At 42.5% G+C, this 25426-nt stretch carries 27 protein-coding genes, 2 riboswitches and 1 other annotated feature (1 of these 30 running past the window's edge); of the genes, 5 read left to right on the top strand and 22 right to left on the bottom strand.

What is annotated here, in order from left to right:
• Positions 1-2: 2 nt before the first annotated feature.
• The 20 genes from NST59_RS03345 to NST59_RS03250 form a co-directional block, all read right to left on the bottom strand.
• Positions 3-197, bottom strand: a complete 195-nt coding sequence (locus NST59_RS03345) for a hypothetical protein (RefSeq protein ID WP_039176953.1) — start codon at positions 195-197, stop codon at positions 3-5.
• A gap of 111 nt (positions 198-308) precedes the next feature.
• A complete protein-coding gene (gene purD, locus NST59_RS03340) occupies positions 309-1583 on the bottom strand; it encodes a phosphoribosylamine--glycine ligase (RefSeq protein WP_048240009.1) in 1275 nt (424 codons plus the stop codon).
• 12 nt (positions 1584-1595) lie between these two features.
• Positions 1596-3134: a bifunctional phosphoribosylaminoimidazolecarboxamide formyltransferase/IMP cyclohydrolase gene (gene purH, locus NST59_RS03335; protein WP_064497678.1), complete on the bottom strand. Its 1539-nt coding sequence runs from the start codon at positions 3132-3134 to the stop codon at positions 1596-1598.
• 15 nt (positions 3135-3149) lie between these two features.
• Positions 3150-3719 (bottom strand): phosphoribosylglycinamide formyltransferase, encoded by a 570-nt coding sequence (purN, locus tag NST59_RS03330; protein ID WP_341040080.1) that lies wholly within the window; start codon positions 3717-3719, stop codon positions 3150-3152.
• The gene (gene purM, locus NST59_RS03325; protein WP_039176942.1) at positions 3716-4756 is read right to left on the bottom strand and encodes a phosphoribosylformylglycinamidine cyclo-ligase; all 1041 of its coding nucleotides are present in this window, start codon (positions 4754-4756) and stop codon (positions 3716-3718) included. The genes purN and purM overlap by 4 nt, the downstream gene beginning before the upstream one ends.
• Before the next feature lie 96 nt (positions 4757-4852).
• Positions 4853-6283: an amidophosphoribosyltransferase gene (gene purF / locus NST59_RS03320; protein WP_341040077.1), complete on the bottom strand. Its 1431-nt coding sequence runs from the start codon at positions 6281-6283 to the stop codon at positions 4853-4855.
• On the bottom strand, positions 6259-8490 hold the full coding sequence (purL, locus tag NST59_RS03315; protein ID WP_327842445.1) for a phosphoribosylformylglycinamidine synthase subunit PurL: 2232 nt from the start codon (positions 8488-8490) through the stop codon (positions 6259-6261). The genes purF and purL overlap by 25 nt, the downstream gene beginning before the upstream one ends.
• On the bottom strand, positions 8474-9157 hold the full coding sequence (gene purQ, locus NST59_RS03310; RefSeq protein WP_024424510.1) for a phosphoribosylformylglycinamidine synthase subunit PurQ: 684 nt from the start codon (positions 9155-9157) through the stop codon (positions 8474-8476). Before purQ ends, purL begins: the two co-directional genes overlap by 17 nt.
• Complete coding sequence (gene purS, locus NST59_RS03305) at positions 9154-9408, bottom strand: phosphoribosylformylglycinamidine synthase subunit PurS (protein WP_003214349.1); 255 nt, start codon at positions 9406-9408, stop codon at positions 9154-9156. Before purS ends, purQ begins: the two co-directional genes overlap by 4 nt.
• Positions 9401-10123 carry a phosphoribosylaminoimidazolesuccinocarboxamide synthase gene (gene purC, locus NST59_RS03300; protein WP_039176936.1) on the bottom strand — a complete coding sequence of 241 codons (723 nt, stop codon included), beginning with the start codon at positions 10121-10123 and terminating at the stop codon, positions 9401-9403. Before purC ends, purS begins: the two co-directional genes overlap by 8 nt.
• A 72-nt stretch (positions 10124-10195) precedes the next feature.
• Positions 10196-11491, bottom strand: a complete 1296-nt coding sequence (purB, locus tag NST59_RS03295) for an adenylosuccinate lyase (protein ID WP_024426701.1) — start codon at positions 11489-11491, stop codon at positions 10196-10198.
• The gene (gene purK / locus NST59_RS03290; protein WP_144491784.1) at positions 11488-12630 is read right to left on the bottom strand and encodes a 5-(carboxyamino)imidazole ribonucleotide synthase; all 1143 of its coding nucleotides are present in this window, start codon (positions 12628-12630) and stop codon (positions 11488-11490) included. The genes purB and purK overlap by 4 nt, the downstream gene beginning before the upstream one ends.
• On the bottom strand, positions 12623-13111 hold the full coding sequence (purE, locus tag NST59_RS03285) for a 5-(carboxyamino)imidazole ribonucleotide mutase (RefSeq protein WP_039183007.1): 489 nt from the start codon (positions 13109-13111) through the stop codon (positions 12623-12625). Before purE ends, purK begins: the two co-directional genes overlap by 8 nt.
• A 169-nt stretch (positions 13112-13280) precedes the next feature.
• Positions 13281-13382, bottom strand: a riboswitch (purine riboswitch).
• Positions 13383-13461: 79 nt separating this feature from the next.
• A complete protein-coding gene (locus NST59_RS03280; protein WP_012009137.1) occupies positions 13462-13662 on the bottom strand; it encodes an NETI motif-containing protein in 201 nt (66 codons plus the stop codon).
• On the bottom strand, positions 13659-14213 hold the full coding sequence (locus NST59_RS03275) for a DUF2179 domain-containing protein (protein ID WP_024424505.1): 555 nt from the start codon (positions 14211-14213) through the stop codon (positions 13659-13661). The genes NST59_RS03280 and NST59_RS03275 overlap by 4 nt, the downstream gene beginning before the upstream one ends.
• A 205-nt stretch (positions 14214-14418) precedes the next feature.
• Complete coding sequence (locus NST59_RS03270; protein WP_260775412.1) at positions 14419-15210, bottom strand: hypothetical protein; 792 nt, start codon at positions 15208-15210, stop codon at positions 14419-14421.
• Between the two features lie 216 nt (positions 15211-15426).
• Positions 15427-15609, bottom strand: coding sequence for a YezD family protein (locus NST59_RS03265; protein WP_034282845.1), 183 nt, complete (start codon positions 15607-15609; stop codon positions 15427-15429).
• 11 nt (positions 15610-15620) lie between these two features.
• Positions 15621-15782: a hypothetical protein gene (locus tag NST59_RS03260; protein ID WP_166644707.1), complete on the bottom strand. Its 162-nt coding sequence runs from the start codon at positions 15780-15782 to the stop codon at positions 15621-15623.
• A 208-nt stretch (positions 15783-15990) separates the two neighbouring features.
• Entirely contained in the window at positions 15991-17316 is a 1326-nt protein-coding gene (locus NST59_RS03255) for an NCS2 family permease (RefSeq protein WP_034282847.1), read from the bottom strand.
• Between the two features lie 144 nt (positions 17317-17460).
• Positions 17461-17562, bottom strand: a riboswitch (purine riboswitch).
• A 107-nt stretch (positions 17563-17669) separates the two neighbouring features.
• A complete protein-coding gene (locus tag NST59_RS03250) occupies positions 17670-18575 on the bottom strand; it encodes a LysR family transcriptional regulator (protein WP_268465631.1) in 906 nt (301 codons plus the stop codon).
• Positions 18576-18675: 100 nt separating this feature from the next.
• Here NST59_RS03250 and NST59_RS03245 point away from each other — a divergent pair, with 100 nt between their 5' ends.
• Positions 18676-19863 carry an MFS transporter gene (locus NST59_RS03245; protein WP_341040067.1) on the top strand — a complete coding sequence of 396 codons (1188 nt, stop codon included), beginning with the start codon at positions 18676-18678 and terminating at the stop codon, positions 19861-19863.
• A gap of 18 nt (positions 19864-19881) precedes the next feature.
• Here NST59_RS03245 and NST59_RS03240 read toward each other — a convergent pair whose 3' ends face one another.
• Together NST59_RS03240 and NST59_RS03235 are read right to left on the bottom strand one after the other, a co-directional pair.
• Positions 19882-21330 carry a DUF4179 domain-containing protein gene (locus tag NST59_RS03240; protein WP_341040066.1) on the bottom strand — a complete coding sequence of 483 codons (1449 nt, stop codon included), beginning with the start codon at positions 21328-21330 and terminating at the stop codon, positions 19882-19884.
• Complete coding sequence (locus tag NST59_RS03235) at positions 21299-21844, bottom strand: sigma-70 family RNA polymerase sigma factor (protein ID WP_341040063.1); 546 nt, start codon at positions 21842-21844, stop codon at positions 21299-21301. Before NST59_RS03235 ends, NST59_RS03240 begins: the two co-directional genes overlap by 32 nt.
• A 179-nt stretch (positions 21845-22023) precedes the next feature.
• Here NST59_RS03235 and NST59_RS03230 point away from each other — a divergent pair, with 179 nt between their 5' ends.
• From NST59_RS03230 to NST59_RS03215, 4 genes are all read left to right on the top strand, one after another.
• Entirely contained in the window at positions 22024-22209 is a 186-nt protein-coding gene (locus tag NST59_RS03230; protein WP_099662976.1) for a Fe3+ hydroxamate ABC transporter substrate-binding protein, read from the top strand.
• A 4-nt stretch (positions 22210-22213) separates the two neighbouring features.
• Entirely contained in the window at positions 22214-22774 is a 561-nt protein-coding gene (locus tag NST59_RS03225) for a GNAT family N-acetyltransferase (RefSeq protein WP_341040061.1), read from the top strand.
• 31 nt (positions 22775-22805) lie between these two features.
• Entirely contained in the window at positions 22806-23570 is a 765-nt protein-coding gene (locus NST59_RS03220; protein ID WP_341040060.1) for a hypothetical protein, read from the top strand.
• A gap of 484 nt (positions 23571-24054) precedes the next feature.
• Positions 24055-24942 carry a helix-turn-helix domain-containing protein gene (locus NST59_RS03215; protein ID WP_341040057.1) on the top strand — a complete coding sequence of 296 codons (888 nt, stop codon included), beginning with the start codon at positions 24055-24057 and terminating at the stop codon, positions 24940-24942.
• A 225-nt stretch (positions 24943-25167) separates the two neighbouring features.
• Positions 25168-25426, top strand: a binding site (T-box leader) (it continues 5 nt past the right edge of the window).

The following is a 25426-nucleotide window of genomic DNA, read 5'->3' as shown; positions in this document are numbered from 1 at the left end:
AATCAGCTAATAAAAAAAATCCAAATGGAACATGAAACAATGACGATACCAGAAAAAATCGACATGATCATATACCTAATGGCTGAGCCTTTTTTGGCTTTGTTTTGCTTTCTCGCTTCATACATGATGAGATTTGAGAACAGTATAAATAAAATAAGTAGAACGATGGCAAATAGAATGATTCCTTGAATGACCATGCTGCCTCCTCATAAATTCGTCATCCCATATTACTTCTTCATATTCGAGCATCATCCCTTCTCATGAACAAAAAACACCTTTCCATCTCGTCAGATAGAAAGGTGTTTTGATTAAACGTTTTTCCCCGCAGCCTTCAGCGCACGGGCACCAATGTCACGGCGATAAAATAGACCTGGCTGAATGATTTCTTCAACCGCTTCATACACTCTTGATCTTGCTGCTTCAAATGTGTCGTCAAATGCGGTTACATTCGCTACACGGCCGCCATTCGTGACGAATTGATTGTTTTCTTTTTTTGTTCCTGCGTGGAAGGTCACGACATCAGAGACAGTCGTTTGCAAGGTACCGATTGGTGTGCCTTTTGCATAGTCTTCTGGGTATCCTTCTGATGCAAGAACCACACTGACAGCCGCAGTGTCTTTCCACTGTAAGTCCACATCTTTTCCATCAAGAATATCGAGAAATACTTGAACTAGATCTGATTGTAGACGAGGGAGAACCACTTGCGTTTCAGGGTCGCCAAAGCGTGCATTGAATTCAATCACCTTTGAGCCTTCTGGTGTCAGCATTAAGCCAGCATATAAAATGCCTGTAAATGGACGCCCTTCCTGCACCATTGCGCGAGCTGCCGGTTTGACGACGTCCTCCACCGCTTTCTGAACCACTTCATCTGAAATCTGCGGAACTGGTGAATAAGCCCCCATTCCGCCGGTATTCGGCCCTTTGTCATCTTCAAAGGCCCGTTTGTGATCCTGCGCAATCACCATCGGGTACACCTTTTCTCCGTTGACAAAGGCCATGAGTGAAAATTCCTCGCCTGTTAAAAATTCTTCGATAACAACAGATGCACTGGCATCGCCAAACTTTTCATCCTCTAAGAAATCATGCAGACAGTCGATCGCCTCTTCAAGCGTCATCGCGACTGTCACACCTTTTCCTGCGGCGAGACCGTCTGCTTTAATCACAATCGGCGCACCCTTTTCTTCCACATATGCCTTCGCTTCTTCAAACGATGTGAAGGTAGCATAAGCGGCTGTTGGGATATCATAATTTTTCATTAAGTCTTTTGCAAATTCCTTTGAGCCTTCAATGACCGCAGCTTTTGCATTCGGTCCAAATACTTTTAGACCTGCTTCTTCAAATGCATCAACGACACCTGCGATTAAAGGAACCTCTGGACCGACAATGGTTAAGCCGATTTCGTTTTCTTTTGCAAAACGAATTAATGCCTCATGATCGCCTTCGTCGATTGGTACAAGCTTCGCAGCATCTGTCATTCCATCATTGCCGGGTGCGACAAATACTTGGCTGACAAGTTCACTTTGATTCACTTTCCATGCGATGGTATGCTCTCTTCCGCCTCTGCCGATAATTAGTACGTTCACTCTGTCATCCCCTTAATGTTTGAAATGTCTAACGCCAGTGAAGACCATGGCGATGCCGTATTCATCTGCCTTTTGAATCGATTCTTCATCACGAATAGATCCGCCTGGCTGAATGATCGCTGTGACGCCTGCCTTTGCAGCAGCTTCCACTGTATCGCCCATTGGGAAGAACGCATCAGAGCCTAGTGCGCTTCCTTTTGCCTTTTCACCTGCTTGCTCAATCGCAATGTTCGCTGAGCCAACACGGTTCATTTGACCAGCACCGATCCCTGCTGTCATTTGATCTTTCGCAAGAACAATGGCATTTGATTTCACATGCTTGACCACTTTCCAAGCAAGTTTTAAGTCTTTCCATTCGTCTTCTGTTGGTTCTCTTTTCGTTGGAATAGAGATCGTTGCTTCCTCTAAGCCATACGTATCAATATCCTGAACAAGCAATCCGCCATGGACACTTGTCAGCTGTTTTTCTTTTTTTCCGAGATCCGCTTCTACATCTAATGTTAATAGACGAAGGTTCTTTTTCGCCGTTAACACGTCAAGTGCTTCTTGGCTGAACGAAGGAGCGATGACAATTTCTAAGAAAATCGTATGCAGTACGTCAGCCGTTTGTTTATCTACTTCACGGTTAAGTGCCACAATGCCGCCAAAAATAGAAGTTTCGTCTGCCTTGAACGCTCGGTCAAATGCTTCTGCAATCGTTTCTCCTGTACCAACGCCGCACGGGTTCATATGCTTCACAGCAACAGCGGCCGGCTCCGTGAATTCTCGTACAATTTGGAGTGCTGCATCTGCATCTTTAATATTGTTATAGGAAAGCTCTTTTCCATGTAATTGCTTTGCAGTAGCCAACGAACCTTTCGCTGGAAGAGCATTTTCATAGAAAGTCGCCGCTTGGTGCGGGTTTTCTCCATAACGAAGAGATTGTTTTTTCTCAAACGTGACAGTGAACTGTTCTGGCTCTGTTTCTCCGACAAAGTTTGTTAAGTAATCCGCAATCAGAGCATCGTATGCAGCCGTATGACGGAATACCTTTGCAGCGAGCTCACGCTTTTTCTCTAGTGACACGCCGCCTTCTTTGATTTGCTGAATGACTGAATCATAATCACGAGGATCGACAATCACTGTGACGTCTTGATGGTTTTTTGATGCTGCACGAAGCATTCCCGGTCCGCCAATATCAATGTTTTCAATTGCTTCTTCATATGTCACATCGGCTTTTGAGATCGTCTCTTTGAATGGATAGAGATTCACGACAACTAGATCAATCGGCTGAATGCCATGCTTTTCAATCTGTGCCATATGCTCATCGTTTTCTCTCACTGCTAAAAGTCCGCCATGAATGTTTGGGTGAAGTGTTTTGAGTCGTCCGTCCATGATTTCAGGGAATCCAGTGACTTCTGAAATTCCAATGACATCAATGCCGTTCTCTTGAAGAAGCTTGTGTGTACCTCCAGTTGAAATCACTTCAACACCAAGTTCTGTTAATTCTTTCACAAAAGGTACAAGATTCGTTTTATCGGAAACACTGATTAATGCGCGTTTGATCGTCATGCCTTCGTCACCTCATTAAGATAATTCTAAAAGTGATTTGATCACTTTTGGATATAGTGTGTGTTCTAGTTCATGCATTCTTTTTTCAATCGATTCAAGCTCTTCCCCTTGTTCGATGTAAATCGACGCTTGGTCAATGATTGGACCTGTATCCATGCCTTCATCGACAAAATGGATAGTGATGCCTGCCACTTTGACGCCTGCTTGATAGGCTTGGCCAATAGCATCAAGCCCTGGGAAGGCTGGCAGCAAAGACGGATGGATATTGACAATTTTCCCTCTGAATGCTTCAAGTAATGTCGGACCAATCAGTCTCATATACCCAGCAAGGAAAACCCATTCCACTTCATGCAGCCTAAGCTGTTCAATGATCGTTTGTTCAAAAGCGGCTTTATTCGGAAAAGCCTTCGGGGTAAATGCAAAGGAGGGAATGCCCTCTTTCTCAGCACGCTTCAGCACCTTTGCCCCCGGTTTATCACAAATCACAATGGCGGCCTCTGCCTGCCACTGTTCCTTTTTTAATGTATCAATAATGGCTTGAAAATTCGTCCCGCTTCCAGAGGCGAAGATCGCAAACTTCTTCATGAGAGGCTTCCACCGCCGAATGTGACACCTTCTCCTTTTTGAACACGGCCGATGAGAAAAGCTTTCTCTCCGTCTTCTTCAAGTCCTCTGATCACTTCGACAAGGTCATCTTCTTTTACGGCTAAGACAAAACCAATGCCCATATTAAACACATTGAACATTTCTTCAGCCTTTAACTGTCCTTTTTCTTGAATAAAGGAGAAAATTGGCGGTACCGGCCATGAGCCGTTATCAATCTCAACGCCAAGCCCTTCAGGCAGCATACGTGGTAAATTTTCAATAAAGCCGCCGCCTGTCACATGTGCCATACCGTCAACCTTACCGGCTTTCACTTGTTTAAGAACAGGCTTCACATAAATTTTGGTCGGTTCAAGAAGCTCTTCTCCAAGCGGTCTTGTAAAAGGTTCATACGTTTGATGAAGGTCAAGACCAGCGTCTTCAAGCAATACTTTACGAACGAGAGAGTACCCATTGCTATGAATTCCGCTTGAGCTGAGTCCAATCAGCAAGTGCCCCTCTTTGATGCTTTCACCTGTCACGATTTCATCCTTTTCAACCACGCCTACTGAAAAACCAGCAATATCATATTCATCTTCTGTATAAAGACCCGGCATTTCTGCTGTTTCTCCGCCGACAAGCGCTGAACCAGACTGCTCACAGCCGTCAGCCACACCTTTAACAATGGATTCAATTTTCAAAGGATCTGCTTTCCCGACTGCTAAGTAATCTAAGAAAAAGAGCGGTTCTGCCCCTTGTGCAAGCACATCGTTGACACACATCGCCACGGCATCGACGCCGATCGTATCGTGTTGATCCATTAAAAAGGCAAGCTTTAATTTTGTTCCAACACCATCTGTTCCTGAAACAAGAACGGGCTTTTTGTATGGCAGCTCAGATAAATCAAACATACCGCCAAATCCACCTAGAGCACCCATGACGCCTGCTCTTTTTGTACGTTCTACGTGTGTTTTCATTCGTTTGACGGCTTCGTATCCTGCTTCGATGTCGACACCGGCGTTTTTATATGCTTCTGACATCCCATTCACTCCTTTTAGCTGCTTCTCTTCCATTTATTTTCAGCAGAATGAAAGAGCAGCATATCAAATCATCTTGACTGCTGCTCCTTTATTCGATTATTTCATCAGTGCTGTTTCCTTCACATGCGGAAGAACAGTATCTTCATAAATTTCCGTCGGGTATTTCCCAGTAAAGCATGCTAAGCATTGACCGCGCTGCGGATCATCATACTTTCTGCCAATCCCGTCCATTAAACCGTCTACAGATAAAAAGGCAATGGAGTCTGCACCGATTTCCTGTCTAATTTCTTCCACTGAATGAGAAGAAGCAATCAGCTCTTCATGTGTGGACGTATCAATTCCATAAAAACACGGATGTGCAATTGGCGGTGAACTAATGCGGACATGGACTTCCGTCGCACCCGCTTCTCTTAGCATCGTCACAATGCGGCGGCTTGTTGTTCCGCGTACGATGGAATCATCCACCATCACGACACGCTTTCCTTCGACGACCCCGCGCACAGCAGACAGCTTCATGCGCACGCCCTGCTCACGCAGTGCTTGAGACGGCTGGATAAAGGTTCTGCCGACATAACGGTTTTTAATTAAACCGAGCTCATATGGAATACCTGTTGCTTCGGCATATCCAATCGCTGCAGAAATACTAGAATCTGGTACTCCTGTCACAACATCTGCTTCGACATGCGCTTCCTCAGCAAGCTTTTTGCCAAGGTTCTTTCTCGCACTATGCACGTTGATACCGTTGATATTGCTGTCAGGTCTTGAGAAATAAATGTATTCCATGCTGCACATACTGCGGTTAATATTCATGGAGAAGCGCTCAGATTTGAGGCCTTCATCATTAATAATCAGCATTTCGCCAGGCTCCACATCTCGTAAATACGTGGCGCCGACAACGTCAAATGCACATGTTTCAGAAGCAACGACATAAGCGTCCCCAAGCATACCAAGTGAAAGCGGACGTAAGCCGTTCGGATCAAGTGCCACAATCATTTCAGTTTCCGTCATAATTAAGAAAGCATATGCTCCTTTAAGCATGGACAGAGCATTTTTGATCTGCTCTTTCAATTCAATATAGCCGCTGCGTTTAATTAAATGAGCGAGCACTTCAGTGTCAGAAGATGTCTGAAATATACTCCCCTGGTTCTCTAGCTGCTGCTTTAATTGCGTTGCATTCACTAAGTTCCCATTATGAGCAAGGGCAAGACTGCCGTTGTTTTGCGAGCGGAAGAAGAGGGGCTGCACATTTTCAAAGCCGCCTCCGCCTGCTGTCGCATACCGGACATGTCCGATTGCACCTTTTCCTTTCAAATCCTTTAGCTCACCGTTTTGAAAGACTTCCGTAATCAGTCCAAGGCCTTTATGTGCCGTCAGGTTTTCACCATCTGTTGCAATGATTCCCGCACCTTCTTGTCCTCGGTGCTGAAGACTATGCAATCCGTAATATGTGATTTGCGGGGCTTCTTCGTGTCCCCAAACCCCAAAGACGCCACACTCTTCGTTTAAGCCTCTGATTTCAGCAAGCATGGGATCGCTCCTTTCCATGCGCGTTCAAGTTCATTGACCGCTGCATGAATCCATTGTTGTCCTTCTTGATTTTTGACGGTGAATACACCATCATTTGTGACCGTTCCAACTTCTTTCGCATCTTTGACAGCCGCAGCAAACGCTTCGCGGTGCTCTGGTTTCACTGTGACAACAAAACGTGACTGTGTTTCACTAAATAATGAAGCTGCGCTGTTTAAATCCATTTGGATATGAGCGCCAAGACCGTCTGTTCCAAATGTACTTTCAGCAAGTGCGACACCAAGACCGCCTTCAGACACATCGTGTGCTGATTGAACAAGTCCGTTTTGAATCGCAGCAAGAAGGGCTTCCTGACGCGTGAGCTCTACATCCAAATCAATTTCCGGTGCTTTTCCGTAAATACGGCCTTCTGTCATCTTTTGTAGCTCACTGCCTGCGAATTCTTCCTTCGTCTCACCAATCACGAAAATTACATCGCCAGCCTGCTGGAACGACTGCGTCGTAATATGAGCTGTATCTTCAACCAAACCAACCATCCCAATGACTGGTGTTGGGTAAATGGCTGTTCCATTTGATTCGTTATATAAAGAGACGTTACCACCGATAACTGGTGTGCTTAGCTTGCGGCACGCTTCGCTAATACCGTCAGCAGATTTTTCAATTTGCCAGAAAATTTCTGGTTTTTCTGGGTTACCGAAGTTTAAGTTATCTGTTACTGCAAGTGGACGAGCGCCTGAGCACACAATGTTACGTGCTGCTTCTGCGACTGCGATTTTCCCGCCGACCTCTGGATCAAGGTAGAGATAACGAGCGTTACAATCGGTTGTCATCGCAAGGGCTTTTTTCGTTCCACGGATTCTTAAAACGCCCGCATCAGAGCCTGGTGCAACGACTGTATTTGTCCGAACCATGTAGTCATATTGATCATAGACCCATTCTTTACTTGCGATCGTTGGCTGCTGAAGGAGCTGCTTTAACGTGTCTGCTGCATCTGTGATAGCAGGTGCTTCAACTTTTGTTTCTAAAAACTCACGGTAGTAGGCAGGCTCACTTGACGGTTTGTGATAAACCGGCGCTTCTTCTGCAAGAGCGTCAACAGGAAGCTCACATACCACTTCACCTTGATGGAGTAAACGAAGCATTTTATCGTCTGTCACATGACCGACTGATACCGCTTCAAGATCATATTTTTCAAAAATATCAATGATTTCTTGTTCACGACCTTTTTCAATGACCAGAAGCATTCTCTCTTGAGATTCAGACAGCATCATTTCGTATGCTGACATGCCTGTTTCACGCTGCGGGATGAGATCTAGATTCATCTCGATACCAGAACCTGCTTTACTCGCCATTTCCGCACTTGAGCTTGTTAAGCCAGCCGCTCCCATATCCTGAATCCCAATGAGTGCATCGTTTTTGATGACTTCAAGGCACGCTTCAAGCAGCAGTTTTTCCATAAACGGATCACCGACTTGAACAGCTGAGCGTTTTTCTTCTGATTCATCAGAAAATTCCTCAGATGCAAATGTTGCACCGTGAATTCCGTCACGTCCCGTTTTGGCCCCAACGTACATGACCGTGTTGCCAACACCTTTGGCCTGCCCTTTTTTGATGTCTTCATGGTTGATTAGTCCAACACACATTGCATTCACGAGCGGGTTGCCTTCATAGCTTTGATCGAAATGAACCTCTCCGCCGACTGTTGGAATTCCGATACAGTTTCCATAGCCTGCGATCCCTGCCACTACTTCTTCAAACAAGTACTTCACGCGCGGTGAAGTCAGTTCACCAAAACGAAGAGAGTTTAATACAGCAATTGGACGCGCACCCATGGAGAATACATCACGGATAATTCCGCCGACACCTGTCGCCGCTCCTTGATACGGTTCAATCGCAGATGGATGGTTATGTGATTCGATTTTAAATACAACCGCTTGGTTGTCTCCAATATCAACGATTCCAGCGCCTTCCCCAGGACCTTGAAGGACATGTTCTCCTTTTGTCGGGAATTTGCTTAAAACAGGCTTTGAGTTTTTATAACTGCAATGCTCTGACCACATGACAGAAAAAATACCCGTTTCTGTGTAGTTTGGCAGCCTGCCAATAATGGATTCGATTAAAGCGAATTCTTCATCACTCAATCCCATTTGCTGATACAATTTCTCTTCTTTAATTTGCTTGTGACTTGGTTCAAGCAGTAGTGACATGAGTGTCCCTCCAATTTTTCACGATAGATTGAAACAATTTAAGTCCGTCTGCGCTGCCTAGTAATGAATCAACCGCGCGCTCAGGGTGCGGCATCATGCCGAGTACATTGCCCTCTTCATTCGTTACACCTGCAATTCGATTCACACTGCCGTTAATATCGTCTCCGTAAGTGAAAGCGATTTGGCCGCGTTCAATGAGCTTCGCTAAAGTGTCTTCATCACAGTAGAAGTTGCCTTCACCGTGCGCTACAGGAATCGTAATGGATTCGCCTTTTTGATAACCGCTTGTAAATTGCGTTTCGTTGTTTTCTACAATGAGTTCAACTGGTCGACAGATAAACTTCAAGTCTTTATTTCGTCTCATCGCACCCGGAAGAATGCCTAGCTCCTGAAGAATTTGGAACCCGTTACAAACACCAAGAACAGGTTTTCCTTCCTCAGCTGCTTTCTTCACCGCCGGCATGATGTTTGAGAAGCGGGCGATCGCACCACATCTTAAGTAATCCCCATAAGAGAAACCGCCTGGTACGAGTACACCGTCAAATCCGTCAAGACTCGTTTCGTCGTGCCATACATATTCAACTTGTTCACCTAGCTCATCTTGAATCGCATGGTACATATCGATATCACAGTTAGAGCCAGGCAAGACGATCACTGCAAACTTCACTGTGCGACAACCTCCTCCACCTCATAGCGGTAATCTTCAATCACCGTGTTGGCAAGTAATTTTTCGCACATTTCTTTGACGACTGTGTCTAAATCACGATCTGATTTTTCAATGACAAGCTCCATGTATTTACCGATACGGACATCCTTTACTTCCTGATAAGACATGCTGTGCAAAGCGTGCTGCACGGCACTTCCTTGTGGATCAAGAACGCTCTCTTTTAAGCTGACAAAAATTTTCACTTTATACATGTTTATGGCCTCCAAGTCTTTTGAAAATTTCTTCGTATGCATTCGTTAAGCCGCCCAGGTTTCGTCTGAACACGTCTTTATCAAGCTTTTCGTTTGTATCTTTGTCCCAAAGCCTGCACGTATCAGGTGAAATCTCATCAGCTAGCAAAATACGATTCTCGTGATCTATTCCGAATTCAAGCTTGAAATCAATTAAATTCACATGACAGTCTGAGAAGATTTGCTTTAATTCTTCATTCACTTGTCTTGTGATCTGTTTCATTTCCTCTACCTGTTCAGGTGTCGCTGCATGTAAAATGCGGATATGATCTTCTGTAATGAGCGGATCGCCGAGCGCATCATCTTTGTAGTAAAACTCAATCAAAGGTGTGTCCAGTTTCGTTCCCTCTGGAATGCCAAGGCGTTTTGACATACTGCCCGCCACTACATTTCGTACAACGACTTCAAGCGGAACAATCTGTACCTTTTGAATGAGCTGTTCTGTTTCAGAGAGGCGTTTTACAAAGTGATTGTTGACCCCCTTTTCATGCAGCATTTGAAAGATTAAGCTTGAAATCTCGTTGTTCAGTCTGCCTTTGCCTTCGATTTCAGCTTTCTTTTCGCCGTTAAATGCTGTAGCTGAGTCTTTATATTCAACATATAAAATATGCTCGTCATCGGTCTGATAAATTCTTTTCGCTTTGCCTTCGTAGAGAAGTTCTTGTTTCACAGTCATTCAGGTTGGCCTCCTAATTTGAATGTTGGCAATTTTCAGGATTGGGCGCCTGGCGAGCAGGCGACCCATTTCTTACGCAAGACCTAGACGTTCGAAAATCATATCGACATTTTTCAAATGATAGTTGTAATCGAAGCAGTCAGCGATTTGTTCAGGTGTTAAACGTGACGTGATTTTTTCTTCTGCTTCTACTAATGAACGGAACGGCACTTGCTTCTCCCACGCTTCCATTGCCTTTGGCTGAACCGTGTCATATGCCTCTTCACGTGCCATGCCTGTATCGATTAAGGCAAGAAGAACGCGCTGTGAGTAAATTAAGCCAAGTGTGCGGTCCATGTTGCGTTTCATGTTCTCAGGGAAGACCGTCAAGTTTTTCACGATGTTTGAGAAACGGTTGAGCATATAGTTCAGTGCAATCGTAGCATCTGGTAAAATGATGCGCTCAGCAGATGAATGAGAAATATCACGCTCATGCCAAAGCGGCACATTTTCATAAGCTGTCAGCATATATCCACGGATCACACGGGCAATCCCAGTCATATTCTCAGAACCGATTGGGTTACGCTTATGCGGCATCGCTGATGATCCTTTTTGTCCTTTTGCAAAGAACTCTTCTACTTCACGTGTTTCACTCTTTTGTAGACCACGAATTTCAACAGCAAATTTCTCAATGCTCGTTGCGACTAAAGCAAGAGTAGCCATGTAATCTGCATGGCGGTCACGCTGCAAGGTTTGGGTTGAAATTGGTGCAGCTTTGATGCCAAGTTTCTCACATACATATTGCTCAACAAACGGGTCGATGTTCGCATATGTGCCAACAGCTCCAGAGATTTTGCCGTATTCAATGCCAGCTTTTGCTTGTTTAAAACGTTCTAGGTTACGCTTCATTTCTTCGTACCAAAGACCAAGCTTCAGGCCAAATGTTGTCGGTTCAGCGTGTACACCGTGTGTACGGCCCATCATGACGGTATATTTGTGCTCTTTTGCTTTTTCTTTTAGTATGTCAACAAATCTCTCAATGTCCTTGAGCAAGATATCATTCGCCTGTTTTAATAGATATGAAAGCGCCGTATCCACTACGTCTGTCGATGTTAATCCGTAATGAACCCACTTTCTTTCCTCTCCTAGAGATTCAGATACAGCACGCGTAAAGGCAACCACGTCGTGGCGCGTGTCTTGTTCAATCTCCAGAATACGTCCAATATCAAAGCTTGCATTTTTGCGCATTGTCACAACGTCTTCTTTCGGAATGACGCCAAGCTCTGCCCAAGCTTCACAAGCGAGAATTTCTACTTCAAGCCATGCATTAAATTTGTTTTCCTCTGTCCAGATTGCTGACATTTCTGGTCGTGCGTAACGTTCGATCATTTCCCGTTTCCTCCATCTCTTTCAGTCCATATCTTTGTGATGTTTGTCATCCATTCATCATCGAGCTGTTTCATAAACGTCATATGCCCCATTTTGCGGCCGGCTTTTACTTCATGCTTTCCATATAGATAAAGCTTCGCTTCTTTGAGAAGCTCAGGATGCTCTTTTGGAATGTCCACTTCATCGCCTAATAAATTCACCATCATTCCCTCTGATAAAAGGGCTGTACCGCCAAGCGGTAGACCACATATAGCGCGGACGTGCTGTTCAAACTGACTTGTCTCACATAAATCGAGCGTATAATGACCAGAATTATGCGGGCGTGGTGCCAGTTCATTGACGAGCAGCTTTCCGTCATTTGTCAGGAACAGTTCTACAGCAAGGGTACCAACCAGCCCTAGCTTTTCAGCCAGTGTTGTTGCCAGTTCTTTCGCCTTCTCCTGAATGCGGTTCTCTACCCTTGCAGGTAAAATGCTTTGGAACAAAATATTATGCTTATGAATGTTCTCAGCGACTGGGAATACTGCGATCTCTCCATGAACAGAACGAGTGACGATCACCGAAAGCTCCATTTGGAATGGAACCCAGCTTTCTAAAATACAAGTTCCATGTGTGAGAAGTGCAGCTGCTTCCTGAAGCTGTCCTTTTTCTTTGATGACGTACTGTCCTTTTCCGTCGTAGCCGCCTCTGCATGTTTTCAGCACGGCTGGCAAACCGAGCACGTCTACTGCATCTTCCAGCTCTTTCTCATTATGAATGATGCGGTAAGGTGCTACTTCACAGCCTGCGTCTACAATCCCTTTTTTCTCGGTCTCACGATTTTGAGTTAAAAGAAGAAGGTCGCTTCCTTGTGGTAAATAGGCTTCTTCCTTCAGCTGATTCAGTGCATCATAATCGATATTTTCAAACTCATAAGTCACCACATCGCTGATTTCTGCCAGCTTTCGAATCGCTTCAAGATCACTATATGCGGCTGTGATTTCTGTATCGGCAACCTGTCCGCAAGGAGATTGTGTGACCGGGTCTAGAACTGCTGCCCGGTACCCCATTTGCTTTGCGCTGACAGCCATATATCTGCCAAGCTGTCCGCCGCCAATGATACCGATGGTTGCGTTTGGAAAAATGGTCTGCTTAGCCAAGCTGATCACTGCTTTCTAGTACAGTCTGTTTTGTCTGCTCTCTTCTTTCTTCAAGGCGAGCTGCGATTGTTTCATCAAATGCTGAAATCATTTGTGCGGCAAGAAGGCCTGCATTTGTTGCACCGGCTTTGCCAATTGCTACTGTAGCAACTGGGACACCGCCTGGCATTTGAACGATGGATAATAAGGAATCCAGACCGTTTAGTGCTTTTGATTGTACAGGCACACCAATGACCGGCAGTGTCGTTTTTGCTGCGACCATCCCCGGTAAATGTGCTGCGCCTCCAGCACCGGCAATGATGACCTTTAGTCCTTTACCTCTTGCTTCAGTCGCATATTCAAACATCAAGTCAGGTGTCCGGTGTGCGGATACTACCTGTTTTTCATACGGAATGTTTAATTCCTCTAAGATGTCGCACGCATTTTTCATTGTTTCCCAATCAGATGTACTTCCCATGATGACACCTACAAGCGGCTTCATTTTGTCCCCACCTTTAAGCTGATATTCGATTTTGTATCGTTTGACACGCTTCCCAAACCTAAGCAGCTTGTCAAACGCCGAACAAAAAGGCCCGATTTGCATTGCATTGTTAGGAAGCAACACAAACCGGGCCATGGTAAGCGCTGTTCGCTTTTGAATTGCCATGTCAGTTTTGTTCACTATCCTGCATAGTCCAGTCATTTACGGTAACTGGGTAGAAACTTATGGGCCATATTCCCAAGATTATATGAGGCTCGTGTTTTGATTTCATGTTTATCTTAACAACGGATGTTCATGATGTCAACGGATTTATCGAACAATCTATGAAGTCGTCGTTTTAATGTTCGGATTTAGACTATTTTCCCTTCAAATACGATTTTTTTCCCAATCGGAATGATCTGAATCGACCCATTTTCCTTCTTTTCTTGAAAAATCGGTTCCTCCATTCGTCGGACAGGCGAGTAGCCTTCCGCCGCCATCTGGGACAACACTTGATCAATCGTCATGTTGTCTTCCACATAGAATTTTTTCTTCTTTGGTTTTGCGGTCATTCTTTAATTCTCCTTTTCTTCACAGCCTTCACCCAGAAGCCGCCGTGAATCGATTTCGGCTCATATGAAATGATAAACGCTTTTGAATCCAGCGTCTTAATCGTTTCATATAATTGCAGTTCATATTTTCTCGGTGTTAAAATTTGCAATGCTGTCCGGTCTCCTTCAAGACCGCCTGCTACCCAGCTGGTGACACCATATCCTTTTTCTCTCAATTGTCTTGGGAGATCGACATCCAATTCTTTTGTGATCACGTTAACAGTTGTGTAGCCAAGTGCCAGCTTCTCTTCAATTTTCATCCCGACAATGATCCCCATTCCATAACCTAGGGCATACGCAATGACATTTTGTATTTGATCTAAGTTATCTAGAACGATACTTAACCCAATGACATAAATGAGCATTTCGATCGTACCCGCAAAAGCAGCTGCGTACCGTCTGCCTTTCATTGTTAAAATCAAACGCATGGTGGAAAAAGAAACATAGACAATATTAATCACTAAAATGATTAAAACCATGGTGAACGCATTGGATAAAAGTTGTTGAAGCACGATTCGAACCCCCTGCACTAAAAAATCAAATAAAGCACCCCATATTCTACTAGAGAACATACCTTGATACAATCAAATTTACGCGATCAAAACACATATATCTTTCGACAACAAGGGTGGTGTTTGTTACCAAGAGTTTACCCGTTTTTTTCTCTTCTCAACATGAAAACCCCCTTTTTCAAAAAAGGAGGTTTTCATGTGTGTTTTATCCAAATCGAACAGGAACAAGTGATGGAATCAAATACTCCCCGACTATGCCCCAGAGCAGCGCGATGATGACAAGCTCAACCAATAAAAAGACCCAGCCCGCATACATCAAATCTCCACGTTCGGCATCATGCTCCGATTGAATCGAGCGAAAGAGCACGACCGCAATCAACTGAAGGCCGACAAACATCATCACGGATAATATGACGGTCACATATGGAATATTCAGCATGGCAAATACAAGCCAAAGGATGGATAAAACCAACACCGGCACAAGCGCAGCACCAAACTTCATGATCACTTCTTTCAGTGATATGTTTCCTTTTAGCATGTATTTTCCGAGCAGCCAGACAGTGAGCATCATCAATGTCAACACAATGAGTGTAAAGACTGCAACCCTCAAAAAGGCGTCACCAAAAGAATAATGAATGCCAAAGCCTAATAAACGGGTTTTTGACGCCTTTAATTGAACATAGTTGCCTAAAGCAAAAAACACACTGAATAACACAATCGAGATCCAGGCGTACTTCATACGCAATGTTTCCGCTTGATTGATGGCCTGGCTCGGTGATTTTAACATCGCCAGTCCATATGAACCATAGCGTTTAAACGCGCCTCCTACACCTTGCAGCATACGCTGGATGGTTGAACGCTCATCATCTGCTGATTTTGAGGTTCTTCCACGTTTTGCAGCGCTGCGGCTGAGGCGGGATTGCCTTGTTTCTTGATCTATTGATGACTCTTCATTTTTCTTTTCAGATGTCCCCTGATCTTGATCTTTCTCTAACATCTCATATCAACTCCTATCCAATCCTTACAGGCTCAAGTAAATGAACTGTTCGGATGACTCCTCTTAAGGTAGCGGAGTCTCTCTATTCAGTCAAGATTCCTTGACGTTCATACGAATAGACGGATAAAAGCCAGCAGAGGTTTTAAAACGGAGAGAAAATAAGACAAAACAAAAAAGCTGACGGCCTCCATCAGCTTTTTAACACCTTGCAATCCTTCATGAACGATAGTGACTCCGCTTTCCTTGCTGAACTCGGAGATTCTCCTGATGAGCGGGGAACCGAGTCTTTTTGGTCGTATCGACCTGTGTAATATGTCCATTATGAATGGTGATGACCACTGATCCATAGTCGATCCCTTTTAAGGCAGATAAAATATAATTCAGCTTTTGTTCATCCATCGCTCATCCCCCTATTTTTGTTTTCGTTCTTTTAAATAGAGAACCTCATTTTCCAGCTCATGAATCGTGTAATGCATGAGCGCTTCCTGCTTTTCTTCATGCCCCCATAAAAGGAGCTTTTGAATCAGCACCTGCTTTTTTCGTTCAATCACCTGTCTAAGCCAGCGTGACAAAAGACATCTCCTCCCCTTTTGAATGTATGCAAGAAAAAAAGGCACCCTGAAACCTTCTATTAAAAAAGGAAATCAAAGCGCCTTTGGTGATCCAATCAGCGAATTATGTCTTTTTATCATAAACACATAATTCCTATAAGTCAACTATGTTTTGATTTTTTTAACAAAAAAACAGCAGCCTTCATGAGCTGCTGTTTCAGATGTTCAATTAATGATTTAAGAAAGCGAAATATAGAATAAAGATGACAAACAATCCGTACATAATTGGGTGCACTTCTTTCGCTTTCCCTTTAAAGATCATCGTAATCGGGTAGAAAATAAAGCCAACCGCAATCCCTGTTGCAATACTGTATGTCAGTGGCATCATAATCATCGTTAAGAACGCTGGTACCGCAATTTCAAAGCGATCCCATGCAATCTTTGCAAGCGGAGCGACCATCAGTGCACCGACAATGATTAAAGCAGGTGCTGTTACATTCGATGTAACGATGGATAAAAGTGGTGAGAAGAACATCGCAAGCAAGAAGAAAATGCCTGTGACGACCGCTGCAAAACCAGAACGTGCACCAGCAGCAACACCTGAGCTAGATTCAACATAAGATGTCGTTGTAGATGTCCCAAGAACAGAACCTACAACAATAGAAGAAGAATCCGCTAGCAGTGCTCTTCCTGCACGAGGCAGCTCATTATTTTTCATTAAACCAGCCTGTGTTGCCACAGCCACAAGTGTACCAGCTGTATCAAAGAACCCAACGAATAGGAACGTCAAAATCACGACAAGCATTTGGATGGAGAAAATTTCTGGCAAGTGAATCAAGGCTTGACCAAAGGTTGGAGACAAGCTTGGAATACTTCCCACAATTTGAGATGGTACTGGCACAAGACCAAAGATCATCCCAGCAATAGCTGTCACAAGCATCCCAATGAAGACACCTGCATTCACTCGAAGAACCATTAAAATGACCGTCACAACGATACCAAACACCGTTAACAAGACAGGACCACTATGAATGTTCCCAATCGAAACGAGCGTATTATCATTATTGGCGATAATGCCAGAGCCTTGAAGACCAACAAACGTAATGAACAAACCAATACCTGCACCAACCGCCAGCTTCAGCTCAGCTGGAATGGCATTGATGATTTTTTCACGGAAACCTGTTAAAGAAAGGGCAACGAAAATCAATCCTGAAACAAACACACCTGAAAGTGCTGCTTCCCATTTAATGCCCATGCCAAGCACAACCGAAAAGGCGAAGAACGCATTCAGACCCATACCTGGTGCAATCGCAATTGGATACCTGGCGATCAATCCCATCAGGATACACCCTGCAGCAGAAGCTAATGCCGTTGCTGTAAAGACAGCGCCCTGATCAATACGTAATTTATCTGGAAAATCCGGTACCGACACTAATGCAAGTGTGATCGGATTAACAAACAGAATGTAAGCCATCGACAAAAATGTGGTTAAACCACCGATGATTTCTCTGCGGTAATTCGTTCCTAACTCATCAAACTGAAAAAACTGTTTCAAGCCAACTGACTCCCTTCATGTCCTTTTGCTTTAGCCTGCCCCATTCACTAGTCAAATAAAAAACGCCCCAACAATTTTGGGACGCTTGACTACATATGTGAATTCAGACTGTGACATAAAACAAGAACAATGCATGATTTATATCAAACGAGTGTGAATTGACGTAGTCAAGCCATTTACGGTAGCTTGGTAGAAACTTGCGGGCCATATCCCCGCGATTATACGACTTCTATCTATTTGATTTCTGTGTCTATTGTACCAACTTCATTTTTAAAACACAATACGAAAAGCGAACATTTTTCAAAGAAATGTCCGCTTCATTCGTCTTATTACACGAATTTGGAAATTCACATCTAGTTCTTTATACACCCTTCTCCTAATCCTTCTCTTTTGGCAAATACTGTTTCGGCTACACGGAAAAACTCTTTCACTGCCGGAGAAGCTTGGGAGAGTGAAGGACAGGCGAGCGCAACCTCACGATGATGAGAGACATTCAGCTGACGAACATGCACAAGCTGCTGCGTTTTTAAAAACAACTCCGGACCAATCGTGACGCCGAGTCCTTCCCCTACCATACGAGCAATGGTCGTACAATCATGAACTTCAAATAAAACAGCCGGCTTCATTTGCGCCTCCGAAAAAATATCCTCTACATGTGATTGATACATGCCAGTCGGCATAATAAATGGTTCACCCGCCAAATCCGTTATATCTACAATGGGCTGCTGTTCATATCGATGATTTGGGTGATAGGCGACCACCATCTCATCTTTGATAAGCGGCAGTAAATCAAAGGCTTCATCCGCATGGCCTTTCACAACAAATCCAACATCAATGATGCCAGAATCCAGCCACTCCAATATTTCTTCATACGTTCCCTCATAGAATTTAAATTCGATTTTTGGATGCTTTTTCTGATAGCTCACAAGCAGTTTAGGCAATAAACAAGCAGAGGCACTGGCAAATGTGCCGATACGAATCAAGCCTGTTTCAATATTTTTCGTTAACGCAATTTCTTGCTGAATTTTCTCCACTCTATTTAACACTTCTCTAATATGCGGGAGAAGCGTTTGACCAATGTCCGTCAGCATAATGCCCTTTTTTCGGTCGCGAATGAATAAAGACACACCCCACTCTGACTCTAAATTCGCCACTGCATGACTAACAGCTGACTGCGTCATATTTAATGCTTCAGCTGCTGCTGTAAAACTGCCAAGTTCCACCACTTTTGCGATAATATCAAAACGAACAAAGCTCATGAGTATTTACTCATCTCCTTCATGAAAAACATCAATTTTACTTATGTTAGCACGAAATTTAAACTAAAGACAACGTATCAACATGAAGGAAGGGTTCAAAATGAAAAACACATCTCATCAGCTATTGATTGTTCTTTTAGCTGTCGGTTCATTTGTCACAGGCACGTCAGAATTCGTCGTGTCAGGCATTCTAGATATCATTGCTGTCGATTTACACATCTCCATTCCTGCTGCCGGACAGCTCATCACCGTCTATTCTCTTTTTTATGCAGTAGGCGCTCTCTTTTTAGTCATGGTAACGTCGAAACTGAATCGAAAAAAGGTTTTGTTAGCGGCTATTTTTGTGTTTATTTTAGGCAATTTGCTCGCCTTTTTTAGCCATCATTTTGTGCTGCTCCTGCTATCTCGCGTCATCATGGCCATGAGCGGCGGCTTATATATTGTCGTTGCCACGAATTATGCAGCGCAGATCGCCCCGCCAGAAAAAAAGGGAAGTGCAATGGCGACGGTCATCACTGGATTCACCGTTTCACTCGTACTTGGTGTGCCGATTGGAACATTTCTATCAGGTCAAGTGGATTGGCACTATATTTTTCTCATCATTGCACTAGGTACGGCTTGTCTCTTCATGCTTCTTTATCAATTGCTGCCACGCATAGAGGGACATTCTCATCTGCCATTAAAGCAGCAATTACACATCCTTCAAGACCGCAGGGTAATCAGCGGCCTAGCCACAACCGTCTTTTGGATCTTAGGCTACACGATGGTCTTTGCTTATATCTCTCCTTTATTACGACAGACCGCCGGCTTTTCACTTGAAATGACAAGCATTGCCTTGCTCGTCTTAGGAATTTCTGCTTTTATTGGCTCACGTTTTGGCGGATTCGCCGTCGATCAATGGGGACCAAACCGAACGATCTCAATCAGCATCATGATTCAGATGTTCGCTCTCTTTACCTTATTCTTTACGCAATTCTCTACAATTACCGTCTTGATCACGCTTGCCATTTGGGGCATCGCCACATGGACAACAACACCAGCGAAGCAATACTATCTGATCTCCCTTAAACCCCTGGCATCAGAAACCGTGCTGAGCTTTAATACAGCGATTATGAACATCGGCATGATGCTCGGATCGTCTATGGGCGGCGTGATTATTCAGTATACAAATGTAACGAATTTAAGTTGGATTGGTGGGATAGCTAGTTTTGTGGCGTTGATGTTGATTCGGTACTCGTTCAATCGGAATCGAATGGTGGGACAACAGACAAAAAGCGAACATGTGTAATCATGTTCGCTTTTTTATTTATTGACTAGCTTTTGAAGTTTCTTTTTTGACTGGAATGGTTACCTTTATCGCTTTCTGTGGTGCCAACATGTTCAGTTCAGTCAAATCAAGATAAAGCCCATATTCTTTAAAAGAAAAATGGTTTAATGATAAAGTCTCTAAATTCTTATCATCAAATTCAAAGGTGGATTGCATGGAAGCTGTCTTTAAATTCGTCACCTTCGCATGGTTCCCCTTCAAGTAATATCCGCTTTCATAGTCTGCTTGTGGATCGGGCCATGATTTCATCTTTTCAACATCGCCTAATCCAATGAATTCACCTATATTCTCCATCACATCCTGATCTAATTCTTTTTGATCTACTCCAGTAAATTGATAATCAACAATCACAGAACGGTCTTTTTGCTCTATCTTAATGATTTTGATTCCGATGCCATGGTGTTTTGTTTTGAACTGAACAGGCAGCTTTGTCTTGAGAGGAATGATGTGGCTGTATTCTCGTTCGTATCTCACATCTGTGTAAAATGTCAATTCAGTCGCCTTTGGATTGATCGGCTGATTCAAAATTGTCAAATGATCTTTTCTAGTTTTGTCAGAAGTCAGTTGTTTTTTTCTTAAAACGGTTCCAATCTCAAGCTCATACTCATTCCCTAAATTATCCTTCATTCTATCAATACTAACTCTATCATCTTTGGCAAAACCATTGTAATCAATGGCATATTGAATAGCAGAGCCATTCACTCCATTTTCTACCTTTACGTTTCTTATTTGATAACTTCCATTTAAAATAGACACGTCTTTTTGTCCCGCTAGTAAGGTGGTTTTTTGCTTCACTACAGGTAATTCAAAACGCCAATTCCCTACAATATCTCCAATTTTTGAAATGACGAGTGGGACTTTTTGACCTTGCTTAATTGTCTGTCCATTTGTATAGACTTCCATTTGCCCAAGATATCGGCCATCCTTTAATTTTTTCAATTCCTGATTGTCGTAACTCGGTTGGAAATTTTCATTTATATGATCTAAGTTGCTGACGATGAATGGTACAGAATCTTCCTTTGTATTCAAATGATCGACAGTAAACGTATAAACAAGACGCCCGGCATCATAGTATACACTGTTTACTTTCACAGTAATTCCTCTTGATTCAGCCCCCTCATTGACATGTTTCACCAAATCACTCTGAAAAAGAGCCATTCCTACTTTATCGTGAAACATCATATAAAATTGCCCAACTATCGGGACACGTGCCATCGCTGTATTAAGAGAAGGAAAAAGGAAACCTGATGAAAAGTAAAGGACGATGAGAACAATGGCAGAGTATATTGGCGTTCTCCAGTTCCATTTGAACCAGTGTCTTTTTTGTTCCGCTTTCACATCCCCAATGGCTTGGCGAACAGCAGAGGTCACTTCAACCTTTGGTACATCAATCTCATCATAAAGCTTTTTCATTTCTTTTCGTTCCATCGACACTCTCCTCCTTCTCCAATGTTTGCTTTAATAACTTTCTTGCTCGATACAAATGAGTTTTAACCGTTCCTTCAGGCACACCCATCTGTTCAGAAATCATCGTAATCGAATAATCTTGAAAATAAAATAGCTGAATCACGAGCTGATATTGCTCATCTAACACTTCAAGTGCATTTTTTAAATCGAGCTTGTCTTCTAAAAAATCATGTCGCTCAACACTTTCATGCTGCTGCTCAAACGAAACAACATCTTGCTGCTTTTTCTTCATCGCAAAAATCGTATGAATCAAAATCCGCGTCAGCCAGGTAGAAAAATAAGCCGGTTCTTTTAAGCCAGATAGATGCTTAAACGCTTTAAATACCGTCTCTTGAACAGCATCTAACGAATCCTCTTTATTTCTTGTATAGAGAAAAGCCGTTTTATATAAACGCTCCTGATACATCAGCATTAATTTCTCAAATGCCGGGACATTCCCTTTTTGTGCTTTTTTAATTAGACGCACTTGCTTCATCTCATCCACACCTCCTACACCTGTTAGAGCAAGCTTTCTCTCAAACGGTTTCAACAAACTAAAATTTCTTTTCCTTACCATATGTCGGACAAAAATAGAAAAAGTGAAGAACGGGCCACAAAGATTATGTTGCATATTTGATATAATGGAAGAAATATCTACAAAAAGGAGTATGCCGATTGTTTCTATTTGAAGAACCCGTTTGTGCTAGCTGTCAGAAAAAGATAGAAGGTAACGAAGAAGTGTACGTCAAGCTCGTCTATCCAAAGAGACGCGGAATGACAGAGGTAAAGGCTTGGCTGAGGAATGAAGGGGTTTTTTATTGTAAGGCATGTACAGAACAAAAGACATCTCAAGGAGGATAACCAAATGAACAAAATCAACTTTCCACAAACATTTCCAACCATACATACCGAAAGACTAATCTTAAAACAAGCAACGATCGAAGACGCTGAGGATATGCACATCTACTTATCCAATGAAACCGTGTGCCGCTACATGGGAATTGATGCTCATAAAACGATTGAAGACACAAAAGGAGAAATCCAGTGGTATGACAACATCTTCAAAGAACAAACAGGCATTCGGTGGGGCATTTCTTTAAAAGATGATCCTGCGATCATCGGCAGCTGTGGATTTCTTAACTTGGAAAAACAACACTGCCGCACGGAAATTGGCTATGAATTGCATCACGATCATTGGAGAAAAGGCATTATGAGCGAGGCGATTGCTGCGGTGTTGAGATATGGATTTCAGGAGATGAACCTGAATCGGATTGAAGCGATTATTGATCCAGCAAACACTTCCTCTGTTCAATTATTGGAGAACTTTAATTTTGTACGAGAGGGTTTATTGAGGGAGTATGATTTTGGTCAGAATGGGTTTGATGATGTGTTTATGTATGCGATTTTGAAGAGGGATTACGAATAAAATTCTATTGGACAGAGGAGAAACAAGCAACATGTGGATAGAAGAGTGGTTTAAAAAGTTTGAAACACAAACATTCATCGATATCCTGAAAATCATCATAGCATATCAAAATGAAAGAGGTATCTTCATGTTAGAAATTTTTAAAATCATAGTATCATCTCTAGTACCATGTTTCATAACTCTTTATTTCACAAATAAAATAAATATAAGGTCACTGGAACAACAACATATTGAGCATAAAGAGAGTTTAGAAAAAGCAGAGGAAAAATATCAGGAACAACTGGAGAATAATAAAGAAACTGAGCGTTTGAATCATTTACCATATCTATCTCTCATCCCCAAATATCAGATACATAGATTTGAAGGTGAAATGAAAAGAGAAAACAATGATAACATCTTTATTCCTTTCAAAATAATAAATCAAGGTGCTGGTATTGCTTTTTCTGTTCATGTGAAAATTTTAGAGGAAGATAGTAAACCTAATAATATACACATTGGTACAGTTACAGCCTTTCAACGAAAGCATAAAGATGATTATGACATTTTAGGAGTCGGTAAACCTATTGATACAGATGTTTTACGTGTTGATAATCACAGTGAATTTTGTTTATATTTGACTGCTATAGATAAAAATAAAATGGAAATAAAACCTTCAGAATCATTGAAATGGGAATTTGATATTTCTTTTTACGATATTCAAGGAAAACATTATACACAGAGATATTCATTTTACACATCAACAAAAAATAATAAAGTACATAGAGTTAATTCATATATGCCTGAGTTGGTTGTATAGGCAGTTTTTTAATAACTGCCTTTTTTAAAAGAAAAAGAGCCTATAATCTATTTAAATAAGAATTATAGGCTTTCTATTTTTTATTACCACTCCCTCAGTTAATATGCTTCCACTTCATTCACGATACGAGGGAAAACCTTCCCAAGCACGCCCCAATGAATTCTTTCACACCATCAATAAATGTAACAGGATGATACCAATCTTGTAGTCTTATGTCCATGATTCACCCATGACATCTACTCTACGGATGACTGGGAGAACCGTGAAGTATTACCAGGTGTCGCGTTCAAGGCCGAAGTTGGCAATTTAAACCTTATTCACGTACGACTTCAAGTTCTTCTTCAGAAACCACCCAGTACACGGATACCCAGTCCTGAACCTAGGACTAAAAGGTCCGTTCTAAAATTACAACATAGCACAAAAAGTCAAGTCTCCTAAAGATCATTTCCGCTATACTAAACTCGTAAGGCAGGGAGGTGCTCGGTTGTCCTATCAAGAACATGAGAAAACGATTCAAGAAACATTGAATTATATTGAACAGCATCTGAAAGATGATTTACCGCTTCAAACTCTAGCGAAACACGCTGGTTATTCTAGGTTTCACTTTCACCGTATGTTCAAAAGAGTGATTAAGAAATCAGTTGTGGATTATATAAGGGAACGACGGATGACCCAAGCGGCGAAGGATTTAATCCATACGGACCAAAGGGCGATTGATATCGCATTGCAGTATCGTTTTGGTTCACAGGAATCCTTCACTAGAGCCTTTAAGAAGATCTATGATATGTCACCCGCACGTTATCGGAGATTACTAAGGAATGTCATTGATAAGGAGGAAACGAATATGGCTGCAAATAAGAACACCCCTACTGGCTGGATTATGACGGGAGAAACACCATCTGATTATGAAACAGGTTTGGATAACAGAGTTGTACACAGTGGTACTATCTCTGCTTACCTGAAATCAAAGGATGAAAAAGCACGAGGATTCGCGACATTGATGCAGCAAATTAAGTCTGATCGTTACCGAGGAGAACGCCTTCAATTTTCTGCTTTTGTCAAAAGCGAAGATGTGAAAGGTTCAGCTGGTTTATGGATGAGAATTGACCATTCTTCAGGTGAAGTTCTTGCGTTTGACAATATGATGAACCGTCCCATTACAGGAACAAACGGCTGGAATCATTTTAGTGTAGTTCTAGATGTTCCAGTAAAAAGTGAAGTGATTGCGTTTGGCATGTTACTACATGGTCAAGGTCACATTTGGATGGACGAACTTAGTTTTAAAACGGTAGATGAAAGTGTGCCAGTGACAGAACAAAACGCTGTGGATGATTTAGAGGATGAACCAGTGAATTTAAATTTTGAAGGCTAGCAGACTGAATTTAAGAGGAGGCTCATTGCCATGAAAAAAATTGGTGCGATTTTATTGTTCGCTATGAATTCACTCACCTTTATTTGTGGCCTTGGATTTTTATTTGGTGAAGAGGATTAAAAATGAAGATAAGCAATCAGAGGACAAAAAAAATCAATTAAAAAAGATATCTCTATCCCTATCTCTTTTTTGTAAACTTGGTATAATAGAAAAAATCAGAAAAATTAGAATGCGATGATAAGGAATAGTACTTGCCGAAATGTTTTCAGAAAGTTGCTGGTTGATGAGAAGCAATAACAAAAGGCAAGGAACTCACCTTAGAGTAGCCTTAGTGAAATGAAAAGGATTGATGTAGTTAAGGTCGGCACCCCACCGTTATATGGGAAGGATATAAGATCAAACAATCTGTATCCGAATAAGGGCATGATAATGTTTGTTTATCATGAAACAGGGGTGGTACCGCGTAAGAAGAAGTCTTTCGTCT

This window comes from Bacillus sp. FSL R5-0439 (genome assembly GCF_038008805.1).
Taxonomy (GTDB): domain Bacteria; phylum Bacillota; class Bacilli; order Bacillales; family Bacillaceae; genus Bacillus; species Bacillus safensis.
This window is presented reverse-complemented; position numbering and strand designations above follow the sequence as displayed.

What these genes read in the sequence shown, in the direction of transcription:
- NST59_RS03345 (WP_039176953.1), bottom strand. Translation starts at nt 197, where the DNA reads ATGGTCATTCAAGGAATCATTCTATTTGCCATCGTTCTACTTATTTTA.
- purH (WP_064497678.1), bottom strand. Translation starts at nt 3,134, where the DNA reads ATGACGATCAAACGCGCATTAATCAGTGTTTCCGATAAAACGAATCTT.
- purN (WP_341040080.1), bottom strand. Translation starts at nt 3,719, where the DNA reads ATGAAGAAGTTTGCGATCTTCGCCTCTGGAAGCGGGACGAATTTTCAA.
- purM (WP_039176942.1), bottom strand. Translation starts at nt 4,756, where the DNA reads ATGTCAGAAGCATATAAAAACGCCGGTGTCGACATCGAAGCAGGATAC.
- purF (WP_341040077.1), bottom strand. Translation starts at nt 6,283, where the DNA reads ATGCTTGCTGAAATCAGAGGCTTAAACGAAGAGTGTGGCGTCTTTGGG.
- purL (WP_327842445.1), bottom strand. Translation starts at nt 8,490, where the DNA reads ATGTCACTACTGCTTGAACCAAGTCACAAGCAAATTAAAGAAGAGAAA.
- purS (WP_003214349.1), bottom strand. Translation starts at nt 9,408, where the DNA reads ATGTATAAAGTGAAAATTTTTGTCAGCTTAAAAGAGAGCGTTCTTGAT.
- purC (WP_039176936.1), bottom strand. Translation starts at nt 10,123, where the DNA reads ATGACTGTGAAACAAGAACTTCTCTACGAAGGCAAAGCGAAAAGAATT.
- purB (WP_024426701.1), bottom strand. Translation starts at nt 11,491, where the DNA reads ATGATCGAACGTTACGCACGACCAGAAATGTCAGCAATCTGGACAGAG.
- purE (WP_039183007.1), bottom strand. Translation starts at nt 13,111, where the DNA reads ATGAAGCCGCTTGTAGGTGTCATCATGGGAAGTACATCTGATTGGGAA.
- NST59_RS03280 (WP_012009137.1), bottom strand. Translation starts at nt 13,662, where the DNA reads ATGACCGCAAAACCAAAGAAGAAAAAATTCTATGTGGAAGACAACATG.
- NST59_RS03270 (WP_260775412.1), bottom strand. Translation starts at nt 15,210, where the DNA reads ATGTTAGAGAAAGATCAAGATCAGGGGACATCTGAAAAGAAAAATGAA.
- NST59_RS03265 (WP_034282845.1), bottom strand. Translation starts at nt 15,609, where the DNA reads ATGGATGAACAAAAGCTGAATTATATTTTATCTGCCTTAAAAGGGATC.
- NST59_RS03250 (WP_268465631.1), bottom strand. Translation starts at nt 18,575, where the DNA reads ATGAGCTTTGTTCGTTTTGATATTATCGCAAAAGTGGTGGAACTTGGC.
- NST59_RS03245 (WP_341040067.1), top strand. Translation starts at nt 18,676, where the DNA reads ATGAAAAACACATCTCATCAGCTATTGATTGTTCTTTTAGCTGTCGGT.
- NST59_RS03240 (WP_341040066.1), bottom strand. Translation starts at nt 21,330, where the DNA reads ATGGAACGAAAAGAAATGAAAAAGCTTTATGATGAGATTGATGTACCA.
- NST59_RS03235 (WP_341040063.1), bottom strand. Translation starts at nt 21,844, where the DNA reads ATGAAGCAAGTGCGTCTAATTAAAAAAGCACAAAAAGGGAATGTCCCG.
- NST59_RS03225 (WP_341040061.1), top strand. Translation starts at nt 22,214, where the DNA reads ATGAACAAAATCAACTTTCCACAAACATTTCCAACCATACATACCGAA.
- NST59_RS03220 (WP_341040060.1), top strand. Translation starts at nt 22,806, where the DNA reads ATGTGGATAGAAGAGTGGTTTAAAAAGTTTGAAACACAAACATTCATC.